This window comes from Psychrobacter coccoides (genome assembly GCF_017498085.1).
GTDB lineage: Bacteria > Pseudomonadota > Gammaproteobacteria > Pseudomonadales > Moraxellaceae > Psychrobacter > Psychrobacter coccoides.
Genome location: NZ_JAGBKM010000007.1, coordinates 110,252 through 125,382 on the forward strand (window position 1 = coordinate 110,252; position 15,131 = coordinate 125,382).

Here is a 15,131-nt window from a genome sequence, read left to right on the forward strand (position 1 = left end):
AGGGTTTGAACAAATTGGCATAAATTACGATATAATAGGCTAAAATTTTAAATATTTTGTGCAAGGTGGATAAGGTATGTCAGAAGATATCGTCAACAACAATCCAAAAAAAGAGTTTGTCTACGCTCTAGGTGGCACGGCCTTGTTTTTAGGTATTGTCTTACTCATTGGTATTTCTGGTTTCTTGCGTCCAGCTGGTCAGCATGTTACTGTCGACAACGCTGAGACACCAGCGGTGGCTGAAGAAGCGCAGGTTGCAGCAGCAGAAGATACGACAGCTGAGACCAGCACAGAGGTAGCGGTAGCGACAGAAGAAGCCGACGAAGTGGGAGCGGACACAGCAGACACAGCTACTGACGATGCAGTGATTGCTACTGTAGAGCCTGCAGCAGCGGCCAATGACCCTGTCGATCAAGCAGCGGTAGCGGATGCTGACTTAACTGCAGAGCAAACAGATGGTGACCTAGTAGCTGATCCTGCCGAAGAAGCAACTGCGGCGCAATAGGCACAACAGCCCAAGCACTATAGCTCTTAGAATAGAAGATCGAGCAAAACACGGCTTTAATCGTTTACAAGAAGAGAGCCATGCTCGAGTGGGGCGGGACTACTTTTGTCGATATATAGTACTTTTGCCAACAGGTAGTGAGGCAGTCAAACCTAAGATGATCGGGCGTTAAAACCTCACTACATATTGTCTAAAAGACAGTTACCGCCAGTACGCATTTGAATGCTCAACAGACTTGAGTACTTATAAGCAAGCACTTATCTATTAAGCAATAGATGAGTGCTTTTTTGTGTCAAGTTTTTATCCTATCTCCCTTATTTGTTTGCAATTCATCTTATTGTCATCACCACGTTAATCACCACTTTTAAAATTCAGATAGGTTCCAGTGAGTTCATGGTGGCTTGTGCAACTAATGAACACTTTAATTCTTTACTTGTGAATTTCTTAATGAAACAATAGCGCAGACAAAAGACCGTCCATCAGGATAAAGAAGAGCTCGGTCGCTATTGTAATGAGACAACCAAGGAAAGATGCTATGAGCAGCAAGCCAAATCCCAAGGTCAGTGAAACTGAACTAGAAGCACTAGAAAGTGGGTTTATGGGACACCCTCGGCCACTTCGGCCATTGTTTTTTACTGAGATGTGGGAGCGGTTTTCTTATTATAGTATTCGCCCGCTATTGGTGTTATTCATGGTAGCGACAGTAGGTAGCGGTGGTTTTGGTTTTGATGAAGTCACCGCTTCTGCTATCTATGGTATTTTTGCTGGATCGTTATATTTAGCGGCAGTGCCTGGCGGGTGGCTCGCTGACAACTGGCTCGGTCAAGAGCGGGCGCTATGGTGGGGCAGTATCATTATCGCTCTAGGGCATTTATCGATTGCGCTCTCCGCCATTTTTGGCATGACGCTGTTTTTTGTCGGTTTGATGTGCATTGTTTTGGGCTCAGGGCTGTTTAAGACTTGTATTTCTGTTATGGTTGGGGCGCTGTATGCCGAAGGTGATGTGCGCCGTGATAGCGGTTTTACTTTGTTTTATATGGGTATCAATATTGGCGCTTTGTTGGCGGCGCTTATCGTTGGCGTGTTTAAAGAAAAAGGCATGTGGCATGTTGGCTTTGGGGTCGGTGGTCTGGGTATGTTGGTATCGTTACTGATTTACCGCTTCTCCGCTCGCAAGACACTAACGCACTATGCACAAGCAAAAGGCATCACGCCTGAATGGGAGTACTCCAACGATCACTACAAAAATATTGGGCGTTGGGTCGCTGGATTCTTATTTTTATTGGCAGCAGCAGTGGTCTTGGTTGCAAGCGGTATGTTGCCATTCAATGCTGAACTGGTGGCAGAGTACATGACCTATATCATCGCAGCAGTAGTGATAGGCTATTTTGCTATTATGTTTATCACGCCTAGACTTGATAAAACCGATAAACTGCGCTTGCTCATTTGTTTTATTTTGATTATTGGTTCGACGCTGTTTTGGTCAAGTTTTGAGCAGCAGCCGACGTCATTTAACTTATTTGCCGATCGCTATACTGACCTTAATGTGTTGGGCTTTGAGGTACCGAGTATTTGGTTCCAATCGCTCAACCCTTTATTTATTCTCTTGTTAGCGCCCATCGTTAGTATTATATGGGTGAAACTTGGTAATAGAGGTGTTGAGCCCAGTAGTATGGTCAAGTTTGCGCTGGGTATGTTGCTTGCTGCGGCAGGCTTTGGGTTGATGATTATTGCATCAAAAAGCATTTTGACCAATGACACGGGCCTAGCGTCGCCTTTATGGCTGGTCGGTAGTTTATTATTATTGACGCTTGGTGAGCTGGCCCTCAGTCCTGTTGGGCTGTCGTCGATGACTAAGCTTGCACCCAAAGGCATGCAAGGGCAGATGATGGGGCTGTTTTTTGCCTCTTTAGCGATGGGTAACTTGGTCGCTGCATTTTTTGGTGGCAATGTCTCAGCGGACAAAATTGAGGGGTTGCCCACGCTATTTACCACGATGACGGTGTTTTTGGTTGTCACTGCTGTGGTGTTGCTGCTATTAGCAAAACCCATCAGTAATATGCTCAAAAAAAGCGAAGAAGCCGATACGGCCAGCTAAAAGCACAGCTTTAGACGTATGACAAGCATGCATGAGCAAATAACAGCTGAGCACAAGGCAAAACAGGGGAGGGTAAAGCAAGTTACCCTCTTCTCAGCACGCTTTGTTGCTTTAATATGTGAGTAACTCCTGTTTGCCCATTGAAAGGCGGTTATTTGCCCAAACATCTTAAGGTCTGTTCTACATTCTGCTGCTGCAAAAACAAGACTTTGCTCAAAGTGCAGTGAGCCTGACTTATTTGGTTATGAGCAGTGCTTTATTCTTAATATGGTTGAGCTGGCCATTCAATGGGCGTTTAAGACCTCCACTCAAATAAGACGGCTATCGATAATCGCTGCCTACTCATAGTTAGTCACAGTCAGTCACATTTTTTAATCCAATGTCTCCAAAATCAACAAAGGAACAATCCCAATGAACAAATCACTTATTCATGATCGTATCGCAAGCCTACGTGAGCGCTTAGCGAATCAAGATCTCACCGCGATTATTGTGCCTTCAGCTGACCCGCATTTATCAGAATATTTGCCAGAATATTGGCAGGCACGTTTATGGCTCTCAGGTTTTACAGGCTCAGTCGGCACGCTGGTGGTGACTGCTGACTTTGCTGGTCTCTGGACAGATAGCCGTTACTGGGTACATGCCGCAGATCAGCTTGACGGTACAGGCATCAGCTTGGAAAAGCTAGCCCCTGGTCAGCCGAATCATATTGACTGGCTCGCCGAGCAGTTGGCGGAGGGTGATAGCGTGGCAGTCGATGGGAATGTGCTGTCTATCGCTGAGCAAGATAAACTACTAGATGCTTTTGATGCCAACGACATTACTTTAATCACTGAGCGTGATGTATTGAGCGAGATATGGACAGATCGTCCAGCGCTACCTTCAGCAAAGCTATATCAACATGAAGCGCAGTTTGTCGCACAGTCTGCTACCGATAAGTTGGCCGCTGTACGCTCAGGCATGCAGGAAGTAGGTGCAACCCATCACTTGCTCTCAAGCTTAGATGATATTGCTTGGTTGACCAACCTTCGTGGCAGCGATGTCGACTATAACCCCGTGTTTTTATCGCATATGCTAATCAGTGCAAACGAGGCAACATTGTTTGTCGATAAGCAAAAAGTCAGTAGCGATATTGAAAAAGAGCTCAAAGACAGTGGTATCGCTATTGCTGATTATGAAGCAGTGCAAGATGCACTGAGCGACTTGACGCCAGAAGATTTATTACTGTTAGACCCCAATAAAGTGGCTGTAGGTACACTATCAAAAATGGCAGATGATGTCGGCTTTATCGAGCAAGTAGCCCCAAGTACTCTGCTGAAATCTGTCAAATCTGACGCTGATATCGATCATGTGCGTGAAGCCATGCGTCAAGATGGTACGGCATTATGCGCATTTTTTGCCACGTTTGAGCAGCGTCTAGCAGACGGCGAGCGTTTGAGTGAGCTGGATGTCGATAGTATGCTCATCGAAGTACGCAGTCAGCAGCCGCATTATGTTTCTCCGAGTTTTCCAACGATTGCAGGCTTTAACGAGAACGGTGCACTACCGCATTATCGTGCGACACCAGAAAAATTCAGCTACCTTGATGTCGCTGAAGGAGAGGGTGGGTTACTGCTGATCGACTCAGGGGCACAGTACCAAAACGGCACCACTGATATCACTCGTGTGGTCGGTATTGGACAAGTAAGCAGCGAGCACAAACGTGACTTTACTACAGTACTCAAAGCGCATATCGCTTTAGCACGTGCCAGCTTCCCTGACGGTATCGCCTCACCACTCATCGATGCGATTTGCCGTGCGCCGTTATGGCAGGCACAAATGGACTATGGTCATGGTACTGGGCACGGTGTTGGTTACTTCTTAAACGTGCATGAAGGTCCGCAAGTCATCGCTTATAGTGCCAGTACGCCAAAAGAGCGTGCCATGAAAGCAGGCATGATCTCAAGTAATGAACCAGGCCTATACCGTGAAGGTAAGTGGGGCATTCGTATCGAAAACTTGGTGGTCAATATGCCGGTAGCGAACCCTACTGAGACTGAGTTTGGTGATTTCTTAAACTTTGAAACCATCACTTACTGCCCAATTGATACCCGTTTGATTGATAAATCCCTGCTCGATCAAGTAGAGATTGATTGGCTTAATGACTATCACAGCCAAGTCTATACTGAGCTAAAAGATCGGGTCGAAGGTGCGGCACTTGAATGGCTCACCGAGCGTACGCAAGCCATTTAAAGTAGAGACTGTTGTCACGAAACCAAAAAACCCTAGTAAGTTTTACTGGGGTTTTGTTGTGTATTATGCATTTAATCTTTTTGAGGTGGGTTTTCTGTACCGTTCGCCAGTTGGCGACTGACCTCAGCCCGTAACCACGATTTTAGATCTTCAGACAGCTGCATCATCTGCTCACTTAGATAATCGTCGATATGTACGCCTAACTCATGGATGAGGCTTTCATGATCAGCAGTGAGGGTAATGTCTGTAGGTGCGCTATCTGGTGTTACCTTTTTATCAGTTTCTGCTTTTTTGGTAGCAGAAACAGCGGCGTCACCAATAGTGCTTCCTTTATGGGTATCGGTTGGCACGTTTTTATCATTTGTTAGATGATGTGACTCAGTGCTGCTTATGTTATCTTCGCTATTTTCAGTAGCTGTGCCACTGTTGGCTGCAGTATGATTGACTTTAGTATTACTAGCATCTTCTATACTCTGTTTTGCAGCTGCAGGGGTCCTTTCTATATCTCGCTTTTCTTGCAGGTCTTTTTCTTGGCGCTGAGCTTCTTCTGCACGCTCAGTCTCTGCCAAATCCTGCGCTTTTTGTTGTGCAATTCTTTGTTGTTCTTCTAAGTGTCGTTCTTTTTCTAAACGTTCTTCTTCTAAGCGCTGTTGTTCGGCCGCAGCACGCTTTTGTGCTTGCTTATCAGCGATGGCTTTAACAATCGCTTGTTCGGCCTCATGGTTTTGGTACAGCTCATCGATGTGAGCATCCAAATCATGGGTGCTAAATACAAAGCTCTCAAATGGTGTCTGAGTCTGCAGTAACGTGGTGATGTCTTTTAACTCTTGGGTAATTGCCGCGCGTACAGGCTCAGGAGCACACGTCCAGCGCTGATAAAACTGATGGGAAAACGAGTAGCTTGACATGGTATCTTCCATAAATAGTGCAAAAATTACCCCTTATCATACGCAAGTACGATAAGGGGCTGCAAGTGCACAAACGTAGCAAATCTGACACCAAAGTTACAACCAGCCGTATTAAGGCTGATAAAGGGTTATGTATTGACAGGCCAACGGGCAAAAATCAATGAGCCATTGGTACCGCCGAAGCCAAAGCTGTTTGACACCGCATACTGTAAGTTTGCCACCTGACGTGACTGATTGGCGACATAGTCGAGGTTACAGTTGTCCTCAACATTGTCTAAGTTGATGGTCGGTGGCACATGCTGATGTTGTAGTGCCAATACGGTAAATATAGCTTCAATACCGCCAGCAGCCCCAAGTAAATGCCCAGTCATAGACTTGGTTGAGCTGACCAAGATACTGTCTTTGACAGGTGCAAACACAGTTTCGATAGCAATCGATTCAGCGACATCACCTGCTGGGGTACTTGTGCCGTGCGCATTGACATAGCCCACAGACGCCGGATTGATACCTGCGTCATTGAGTGCATTTTGCATCGCCCGGGCAGCGCCACTACCGTCTTCTGGTGGGGCAGTAATGTGGCTGGCATCATCACTCATACCAAAGCCGACCACCTCTGCCAGTATCGTTGCGCCACGTGCTTTGGCGTGAGCAAGGCTTTCTAGAACCATGACACCTGCGCCATCACCGAGCACAAAACCATCACGTTCTTTATCAAACGGACGTGACGCTTTGGTGGGCTCTTCATTACGAGTAGAGAGCGCATGCATCGCCCCAAACCCTGCCATCCCAAGCGGGCTTGAGCCTTTCTCGCTACCACCTGCCAGCATCACATCGGCATCACCATACGCAATGAGCCGTGCCGCCAAACCGATGGCATGAGTAGCAGTGGTACAGGCGGTCGATGTGGCGAGGTTTGGACCTTTTAGATTATGTTTGATAGCGACCAGTCCAGCTGCCATATTGACGATAGAGCCTGGAATGATAAATGGTGAGACTCGCTTGACCCCTTTGTCACGCAAGGTATCACGGCTGTTTTCAATGGTCTGAATACCGCCAATACCTGAACCTAGTATCACGCCAAAGCGCTCTGGATCAACCTGCTGTACAGGCGCATCTTCTGCGCTCACCTCGTCAATATAACCTGCATGATGTAAAGCCATAGAAGTAGCGGCGACACCGTAGTGCATAAACTCGTCATAGCGGCGAGCGTCTTTGGCATTCATATATTGCTTGGCATCAAAGTCTTTGATGACGCCTGCTATTTGTGCACGATAATCAGCAGCATCAAAATGCGAGATGGTATCGATGCCACTCTCACCGGCCAGTAGTCGACGCCAAGTACTGTCGACATCTAACCCTAAAGGAGTGACTGCCCCCATCCCAGTGACGACGACACGGGTTTTATCAGAGCGCTCATAGTGTGGCGGCTTGTGCGACTTGGTGGTAGAGGTGTTGGTGTTCTCTTCCGTAGTAGGCGTTGGTAAACTACTGTTTTGGCTCATGCGATATATCCTTTACGTGCAATCCTAAAAAGACGATATTTTAACTGCCATTATAAAACACATAAGTGTACGTATGTAAACTAAATTTAGCCAGTTAAGCAAAACACACTTGACCCAGTACTACGCCTTTTTTGGCACCTGTTACCGCTGGCAAGTTACCCGTATCACCCATCAACGTCTGTCTGGCCAGCCAAGCGAAGGCCACTGACTCTACCCAAGTTGGATCCAGACCTAAGCTTGCGGTCGTCGCTACCGTACAATGAGGTAAGTGCGCTTGCAAGCGTGTCATCAGATAGTCGTTTAATGCGCCGCCACCGCAAACGAAGACACTACTGGCACTACCTTGAGTGAATTTAAGGATTTCTGTACAGGCACTAGTAGCGGTCAACTCTGTTAGTGTGGCTTGGACATCGGCTGATGAGTAGCGGATATGAGCAGAGGTCTGGTCAAACTTTTGTAGCTCCTTTTGTAGCCATTCTAGATTAAAATCCTCACGCCCTGTGCTTTTGGGAAAATGACGAATAAAAAATGGATGCTCTAATAGTTGGTTTAGCAAAGGTTCCACCACTTGTCCAGACTGGGCCCATATACCTTTAGCGTCATAGTCCTTATCGGTATGCATCGCTGTCCATGCATCGAGTAATAAATTGGCCGGACCAGTATCATAGCCAACGACACTGTCATTGGGTTGCATGTGACTAGCAGCAGAAACCGCTGGCAAGACCGTTATATTAGCAATACCGCCCAAGTTTAACAGTACTCGAGTGTGATCAGGTGTAGCAAATAGGGCTTTATGAAAAGCAGGAACCAGAGGCGCACCCTGACCGCCGACCGCCATATCACGGCGACGAAAGTCACTGACCACACTGATGCCGGTACGTTCAGCGATGATATTGGCATCAATCAGTTGCAAGCTAAACCCCATCTGTGGCCGATGGCGCACAGTCTGGCCATGACAGCCAATCGCCAGCACCGACTCGCTATCGATATTGGCTTCTTGCAATAACTTATTTACCACCACGCTAGCAAATTCGCCGTAGGCTTTGCTGGCCCAACCAAACCAGTCCAGCTCACTATTTGGTTCACTGAGTGGCTCATCAGTGTTTGGGGTCAAGGTTTGGATGCCGTTTGGCTGACACAAGGCCAGCAGTACTTCACGCAGACGTGGCGGAAAATCTTGACTATAGCTTGCCATGATACGCATCGGTGTCTGAGTATGATCTTCATCACTAACACCAGTACCAAACTGACACAGTACGGCATCCATACCATCCAAGCTGGTGCCTGACATCATACCGATATACAACCCCTCATCGAAACTTTCAAACATGGTTTGCTCTAAGGCTTCAGTCAAGGAAGCGTGGTTTATATCCACGTCAGTATCGATGTCAGCATCGACAGTACTGAGTTGGTCAGCTAAAAACTCGGTGTTTTTAGAGTCATTCGTGGTCTGGACAGGGTTGGTCATGGCAATTTACCTTAAAAAACGCTAATATATCTGCCAAATTCTACCATTTTTATGTGCCTATCAGGTTTTAAACCTGTAAAGGCTTCTCTCCTCAAAAAGACTATAAAGAGAACATCATGACTGAGCAACCCTCTACCATCGAAGAACAACTGGCCCTGATTCAGCGCGGTACGCAAGAAATCCTGTCTGAAGAGGATTTAGTTGCCAAGCTAAAGTTAGGTCGTCCGCTGCGTATCAAGGCGGGCTTCGATCCTACAGCACCTGATCTGCACTTGGGTCACACGGTACTTATCAATAAACTGAAACACTTTCAAGATTTGGGTCATGAGATTTATTTTCTAATTGGTGATTATACGGCCAAAATTGGCGACCCTTCTGGCAAGAGCAACACACGCCCGCCACTCAGTGATGAGCAAATCAAAATCAATGCTCAGACTTATGCCGAGCAGGTTTTTAAGATTTTGGATAAAGACAAAACCCGCATTGTCTTTAACTCTGAGTGGTTCAATGACATGTCGGCGGGTGATATGATTCAGTTGGGCAGCCAACTCACTGTGTCACGGATGCTTGAGCGTGATGACTTTGCCAAACGCTATGCGGCACAAACGCCCATTGCCATTCATGAGTTTTTATACCCATTGGTGCAAGGCTATGACTCTATTGCCCTAAAAGCCGACGTCGAGCTGGGCGGTACCGATCAAACCTTTAATATCTTGATGGGACGTACTTTGCAAGGTCGTTATGGCCAAGAGCCACAAGTTTGTATCACAGTACCAATTTTAGAAGGACTAGACGGCGTCAATAAAATGTCTAAGTCACTTGGCAACTATGTCGGTATTTATGATGCACCAGGTACCATGTATCAAAAGCTGCTGTCGATGCCAGATACTTTGATTCATCGTTACTTTGAGTTTTTAAGCTTTAAGCCGATGGAAGAAGTCGAAGCGTTAATGACAGAGATGGAAAACGGTCGCAATCCACAAGAAATCAAACGTATTCTTGCCGAAGAGTTAATCGAGCGTTTCCACGATGCCGATGCTGCGGCTAATGCACACAAATCAGCGGGTAACGTGCTTGCTGATGGTGAGTTGCCAGTCGATTTACCAGAGGTTATGCTAGACCTAGAAGGTCAAGAGGCGCTATTTATCACCCAAATCCTCAACCAAGCAGAGCTTGCCAAAAACAACTCGGCAGCCAAAGATATGGTCAAACGTGGCGCGGTAAAAGTGGATGGGGACGTGGTTGATGGTAGCTTTAGCTTAACCTCAGGCCAGAGCGTCGTTATTCAGGCGGGCAAAAAGGGCTATGCTAGAGTAACGGTGGGCTGATAAACACTCAAGCGTTAACAGTAGACGTAAGGCCGACATCGATAGTCGGCCTTATTTTTTGTTAAGATGATTTTACTAAGATCATTAGATCTAAACACTAGGATGTTAAAATGACAACAAGTAGTATCCCTCAAGGCATCTACCGCCATTACAAAGGCAACCTTTATCAGGTGTTACACACGGCGCAGCATTCCGAAACCGAAGAGGCGCTTGTGGTTTATCGTTGTCTTTACGGTGAGTATGGCGTATGGGTGCGACCGCTGACGATGTTTACAGAAACCGTTATACGTGACGGTAAAGAAGCGCCACGATTTGAGTTGATTAAAGCGTTAGCAGACTAAGACACGCCCTAACTTTCCAAGAACCCCTTTAACACTTTATAAAACCCAATCGGCGCATCTATCGGTATAGCATGTCCTGACTTGGGTAAAATGATGGTCTTGGCATTTGGGAGTTTATCAGCCAGATATGACTGCCATTTGGGCGTGTATAACTGTGAGCGTCCACCGATCAGCAACGTTGTCGGAATGTTTACTGTCTTCAAAACCTCACGATAGTCATAAGGCAGCTCAACATACGCAGACAAACACCGTATTTTATGCTGCCATGTCGCATGACGCATCAATGCAATCTTGTGCGGTGCTCGATAACTCAGCGCTTTTATCAGTTGTTGTGAGTGCTTGCGACTGGCGGAAAGCAACGAAAAAGAGCGCTCCATCGCCAGTAGATCTGTTTTTATCTCATAAGGCAGATGCCGGAAGTCTTCCACTTCTAGATAAGGCGTAGTTTTATCGATAAGGGCATCAAACTTGGCAAATATATCTACTTGCCTTGTGCCAAATACCCCACCTTGAAAATCAGGTTGGTTATGAATGATAGGTGCTTGATCGATATTCAGATAACGACTGACTTTATCAACGCCAAAACGCTGAAAATATGCCCATGTTACAAGCGCTCCCATGGATATGCCAGCGATAGGGAGGCTGTCAACTTGTTCTGCCTTGATGATATATTGCATGATCGATTCGATATCAGCCGCATATTGCTCGATAAAATCAAATTGCGGTAGTTTCAAATCCGCTGCCAAACCAAAACCCCGAAAATGTGGCAAATAAAAAGTATAGTACTGGGTCAATGGCAAAATAAAGGGTAAAAACTGCCGTGCATCCATACCAAAAGCATGAAGTAATAAAACTGGTCGACCATAACCGATAATAGAGACAGGGAGCTGTGTACCATCAGCGGCGCCTATGCTGACCGTTTGTAGTTGGTGTTTAGTAGTAATGATGCCCAACATATTTTATTATATTCTCAAGGTGGAGTTGTTATAGTAAAACAAATGCCCCGATATAAAAAAGGACTTTTGCTCATGAGTACGCCAACGCTACCAGCACTTGATAGTAGTCTTTATCCGCAGGTTTGGCAGCAGCAGACGTTTGATAGTCCGCAGTCATTATTAATGGCGCTGCTAACGGGAGAAGTTATGCCAGACGCCAATGCCTTTACCAAGCAGCTATTGGCAAATGACGTCTATCAAGAATGGATTAATTTTTCGGTGTTTGGTCGTTATTTGCAGCGGAACTTTGCTGCTTTTCATCGACAAATAGAAGACAGTTTTAACACAGATATGCCAGCGTTATTCCGCCGTGAGTTAATGCGTCATACGCAGTTCTTACCAGTAGAGCAGGTGCTATTTGGTGCAGGTATTATCCCCAAAAACGCTCGGCAAGAAAAGCTGTTAACGACCACGGTCAATCCTGCTACTGCTGTCATCAATGCTCAGACAATCAGTAAAAAGACAGCAGTTAATGGTCAGCAAACAGTGGTTAACCAGATAAAAGTAGTCAGTAAGCAGGTATTGGGATTTGCGTTACGTCATAACAAGCGCACCAGTGAGCGCACCCGTAATGAGGTGTTGATTTTAGATTTTAAGGATTTACGCTTGGTCAATGAGCAGTTGATTGCATACAGTAATACTCATGAAAGAACATTGCTGCGCTGTTATGAGCTGCGTTGATAGGTGGTCTAACTGTCTGGTTTACTCGCCTTGCTTAGCAATTGTCAAACCATTATAGGTTTGTGCCACTGGCATGACTTCCAAACGATTGACATTAATATGCGCAGGCGACTCAATCAGCCAAAGCAGTATATCGCCGATATCACCACCACTCATACTTTTAAAGCCGTCATAAACTTGAGCTGCTTTATCGTTATCACCATGATAGCGCACGTTTGAAAACTCAGTACCCGCAACATTACCTGGCTCCAGATTGGTCACTCTTACTTGCGTACCAAGCAGGTCAGCGCGCAAATTCAGGCTAAATTGTTTGACAAAGGCTTTGGTAGCACCGTATACATTACCACCATAATATGGCCAACTGCCTGCAATCGAACCGACATTGATGATATAGCCGCTGTCACGCGCAACCATCGCTGGCAAGATTGCATGGGTCAGCGCCATAAGACCTTTAACATTGGTATCAATCATCTGCATCCAATCATCAAGGTTGGCCTCATGTGCAGGCTCTGTACCCAGTGCCAAACCAGCGTTATTTACCAAGACGTCTATTTGTTGAAAGCTCTCAGGTAAGTCAGCAAGGATCTGCGGGATAGAAGCTGTATCACTGACATCCATAACGACAGGTAAAAACGCCTCGCCTAATGTGTCTGCCAATGCATTGAGTTTATCGAGACGTCTGGCACAGCCAATCACTTGGTGACCGCCTGTGATCAGACGCTCTGCCAACGCTTGACCAAACCCAGCACTTGCTCCTGTAATCAATACATTCATGTCATATCCTTATTATTTGAGAATGTTTAACAGTCCCTGATACTGTTACTATGTGAGCTAGGGTGATAGTTTTTGGTTTACTTATTAAATAACTGCTTACCAAAAATTTTATCTCCTGCATCACCCAGACCTGGAATGATATAGCCATGCTCATCCAAATGGCTGTCAAGCGCAGCAGTATAAATGGTCACGTCAGGGTGTGCTTCATTGACTACCCGCACCCCCTCAGGTGCTGCAACCAATACGAGTGCTTTGATACTCTTACAGCCATTTCTTTTTAACATATCAATAGTGGCGACCATTGAGCCGCCAGTTGCCAACATAGGATCAACGATTAAAGCAGGGCGCTTATCCATATGACTGACGAATTTTTCAAAGAATGGCACAGGTTGTAAGGTCTCTTCATCACGTTGCAGACCCACTACAGAGATCTTTGCAGTAGGAATCAGGTCAAGCACGCCATCTAACATGCCGATACCTGCACGTAAAATTGGTACGATGGTTGCTGTCTTACCAATGATTTGCTCACCGGTGATTTCACCACACCAGCCTTCCATCGGGAAGGTCTCGATTTCAAAATCACGGCTCGCCTCATATGCCATTAGACGTGCAAGCTCTTTGGTTAATGTACGAAACTTATAGGTGCTACAGTCCTTTTCGCGCATTAAGCTGAGTTTATGACGGACTAATGGATGATCGATTACCGTAATGTTTAAACCGCTATTTAAGTCACTCATAAGTACTCTCTTGATATTTAGGTCTGATGCTTGCGCAGTCATGGCCATTTGTATAAAAGTTACAAACACTTACCACATTTCAACTTACACAACGCCCATAGATAGTAAGCTCTATTACAATTGACCAAACAGCTTGATAGTTGATGCAACTTACAGCTGATACAGTATTTTGCTATAGCAATTTAGTAGCCGATCATGAGTGTCTCGACTTTATCTCGGACGGACTCTATAACCGTCCTATTTAATCGTCCTATTTAATCGTCACTGTATTGCTTTAGAAATATAGGCTTGTAAATACAGCGCAGCCTTCTACTTGCTGCTGCGTCATTTGCTCATATAAGGTTGTCGCCTTTAAGCAAATCATTACTTAGCCAACGTCATATTAGATTAATCGTGTTTTACTACTAAGCTTAGCTAGAGCGTGTGTTTAACTAGAACACCGTGATAAGTGAAGTTGTATTTAGGCCTGCTATGATAACAAAAAAACCACTATTTTGATTAAGAATCTTATGACCAATCAACCAACTCATGTGTAAAACCTTATGTTTAATAACGATACTGACAATACATTGTCAAAAGATAACGCTGCAAAAATAGAAACCCATCCGTTTGCTCCAGTATTACCACCAAATGCAACTATCATGATGATGGGTACATTTCCACCAACCGCTGACAAATGGGCCATGCGCTTTCATTACCCAAATTTCTATAATGACATGTGGCGCATTTACGGCGGCGTGTTTTTCGATGATGTGAATTATTTTAGAATAGGTGAGGAGAAACGCTTCGATCCTGAACGTATTCGCAGCTTTATGTTTGAACGTGGTATTGCCTCGTGCCCGACGGTGAAGCAAGCCATTCGTGAGACTGGCAATGCCTCTGACAAAAACTTAACCGTCGTGACACCAGTGGATCTAGATGTAATTTTGCCAAAGGTTCCTAAGGTTGAGACTTTATTTACCACAGGGGGCAAGGCGACTGAGGTGCTGTTAAACTTATTAGATGAGCCACCAGCTAAGTCTAAGTATCCCAAAACCAATCAAAGTATGGATTACCCTTATCAGTGGCAAAGTGTTGATGCTGACTGCATAAATACGCAAGTGAACGATTTAACATTATATAGACTACCCTCTACTTCACGTGCTTATCCATTAGCGCTCGATAAAAAGATAGCGGCTTATAAGATGTTCTTTGAAAAAATGGGCAAACTATAAAATAGAGTATAGCTATATAAGAGATAGCTCCTAACTATATAGCAGCAGTTAAGTGACATGAGTGTTTGATATCAAGATAAAACAACATTGTTATTGAATGAAATAAAACTATTTTCTAAAACCCCTTGACCCCCTATCAAAACCGAGTATAATGCCACCCAGTCGAAAGGGAAGGGCAGTTAGCAGAATGATTCATCATTCTAAAAACAAAGCCTACTAATTTAAAATAAAATAATTTAGTCCTTGACAACTTATTTAAAGCGTCTATAATACGCATCTCACTAAGGGACAGAGCAAGACACAGACTAATAATAATTAGTCAAATCAACCTCTTAACTTACTGACAAATTA

13 protein-coding genes are annotated in these 15,131 nt (G+C 45.2%); 7 read left to right on the top strand and 6 right to left on the bottom strand.

The features are described 5' to 3' along the window. Positions 1-76: 76 nt before the first annotated feature. The 3 genes from J3492_RS05780 (at position 77) to J3492_RS05790 (ending at position 4,832) form a co-directional block, all read left to right on the top strand. Positions 77-505: a hypothetical protein gene (locus J3492_RS05780; protein WP_207990828.1), complete on the top strand. Its 429-nt coding sequence runs from the start codon at positions 77-79 to the stop codon at positions 503-505. A gap of 535 nt (positions 506-1,040) precedes the next feature. Next, positions 1,041-2,603, top strand: a complete 1,563-nt coding sequence (locus tag J3492_RS05785; protein ID WP_207990830.1) for a peptide MFS transporter — start codon at positions 1,041-1,043, stop codon at positions 2,601-2,603. Positions 2,604-3,014: 411 nt separating this feature from the next. Next, the gene (locus tag J3492_RS05790; protein ID WP_207990832.1) at positions 3,015-4,832 is read left to right on the top strand and encodes an aminopeptidase P family protein; all 1,818 of its coding nucleotides are present in this window, start codon (positions 3,015-3,017) and stop codon (positions 4,830-4,832) included. A gap of 71 nt (positions 4,833-4,903) precedes the next feature. Here the strand turns inward: J3492_RS05790 and J3492_RS05795 are convergent, their stop codons facing one another. The 3 genes from J3492_RS05795 to J3492_RS05805 all read right to left on the bottom strand — a co-directional run bounded on the left by J3492_RS05795 (position 4,904) and on the right by J3492_RS05805 (position 8,710). Next, on the bottom strand, positions 4,904-5,740 hold the full coding sequence (locus J3492_RS05795) for a hypothetical protein (RefSeq protein ID WP_243453127.1): 837 nt from the start codon (positions 5,738-5,740) through the stop codon (positions 4,904-4,906). 128 nt (positions 5,741-5,868) lie between these two features. Next, entirely contained in the window at positions 5,869-7,242 is a 1,374-nt protein-coding gene (fabF, locus tag J3492_RS05800; RefSeq protein ID WP_207990836.1) for a beta-ketoacyl-ACP synthase II, read from the bottom strand. A gap of 94 nt (positions 7,243-7,336) precedes the next feature. Continuing rightward, complete coding sequence (locus tag J3492_RS05805; protein WP_207990838.1) at positions 7,337-8,710, bottom strand: anhydro-N-acetylmuramic acid kinase; 1,374 nt, start codon at positions 8,708-8,710, stop codon at positions 7,337-7,339. 116 nt (positions 8,711-8,826) lie between these two features. On the opposite strand from J3492_RS05805, the gene tyrS reads away from it, so the two are divergent. Beyond that, positions 8,827-10,038, top strand: a complete 1,212-nt coding sequence (tyrS, locus tag J3492_RS05810) for a tyrosine--tRNA ligase (RefSeq protein ID WP_207990840.1) — start codon at positions 8,827-8,829, stop codon at positions 10,036-10,038. 110 nt (positions 10,039-10,148) lie between these two features. Next, positions 10,149-10,379 carry a DUF1653 domain-containing protein gene (locus tag J3492_RS05815; RefSeq protein WP_207990842.1) on the top strand — a complete coding sequence of 77 codons (231 nt, stop codon included), beginning with the start codon at positions 10,149-10,151 and terminating at the stop codon, positions 10,377-10,379. 8 nt (positions 10,380-10,387) lie between these two features. Here J3492_RS05815 and J3492_RS05820 read toward each other — a convergent pair whose 3' ends face one another. After that, positions 10,388-11,335: an alpha/beta fold hydrolase gene (locus J3492_RS05820; RefSeq protein ID WP_207990844.1), complete on the bottom strand. Its 948-nt coding sequence runs from the start codon at positions 11,333-11,335 to the stop codon at positions 10,388-10,390. A 72-nt stretch (positions 11,336-11,407) separates the two neighbouring features. Between J3492_RS05820 and J3492_RS05825 the strand changes: the two genes are divergently transcribed. Continuing rightward, on the top strand, positions 11,408-12,055 hold the full coding sequence (locus J3492_RS05825) for a hypothetical protein (RefSeq protein WP_207990846.1): 648 nt from the start codon (positions 11,408-11,410) through the stop codon (positions 12,053-12,055). Between the two features lie 21 nt (positions 12,056-12,076). On the opposite strand, the gene J3492_RS05830 is transcribed toward J3492_RS05825, so the two are convergent. Together J3492_RS05830 and upp are read right to left on the bottom strand one after the other, a co-directional pair. Then, positions 12,077-12,829 (bottom strand): SDR family NAD(P)-dependent oxidoreductase, encoded by a 753-nt coding sequence (locus tag J3492_RS05830; RefSeq protein ID WP_207990848.1) that lies wholly within the window; start codon positions 12,827-12,829, stop codon positions 12,077-12,079. A gap of 77 nt (positions 12,830-12,906) precedes the next feature. After that, the gene (gene upp / locus J3492_RS05835) at positions 12,907-13,566 is read right to left on the bottom strand and encodes a uracil phosphoribosyltransferase (RefSeq protein WP_207990850.1); all 660 of its coding nucleotides are present in this window, start codon (positions 13,564-13,566) and stop codon (positions 12,907-12,909) included. A gap of 542 nt (positions 13,567-14,108) precedes the next feature. Between upp and J3492_RS05840 the strand changes: the two genes are divergently transcribed. Then, positions 14,109-14,780: a DNA glycosylase gene (locus J3492_RS05840; RefSeq protein ID WP_207990852.1), complete on the top strand. Its 672-nt coding sequence runs from the start codon at positions 14,109-14,111 to the stop codon at positions 14,778-14,780. Positions 14,781-15,131 lie beyond the last annotated feature (351 nt).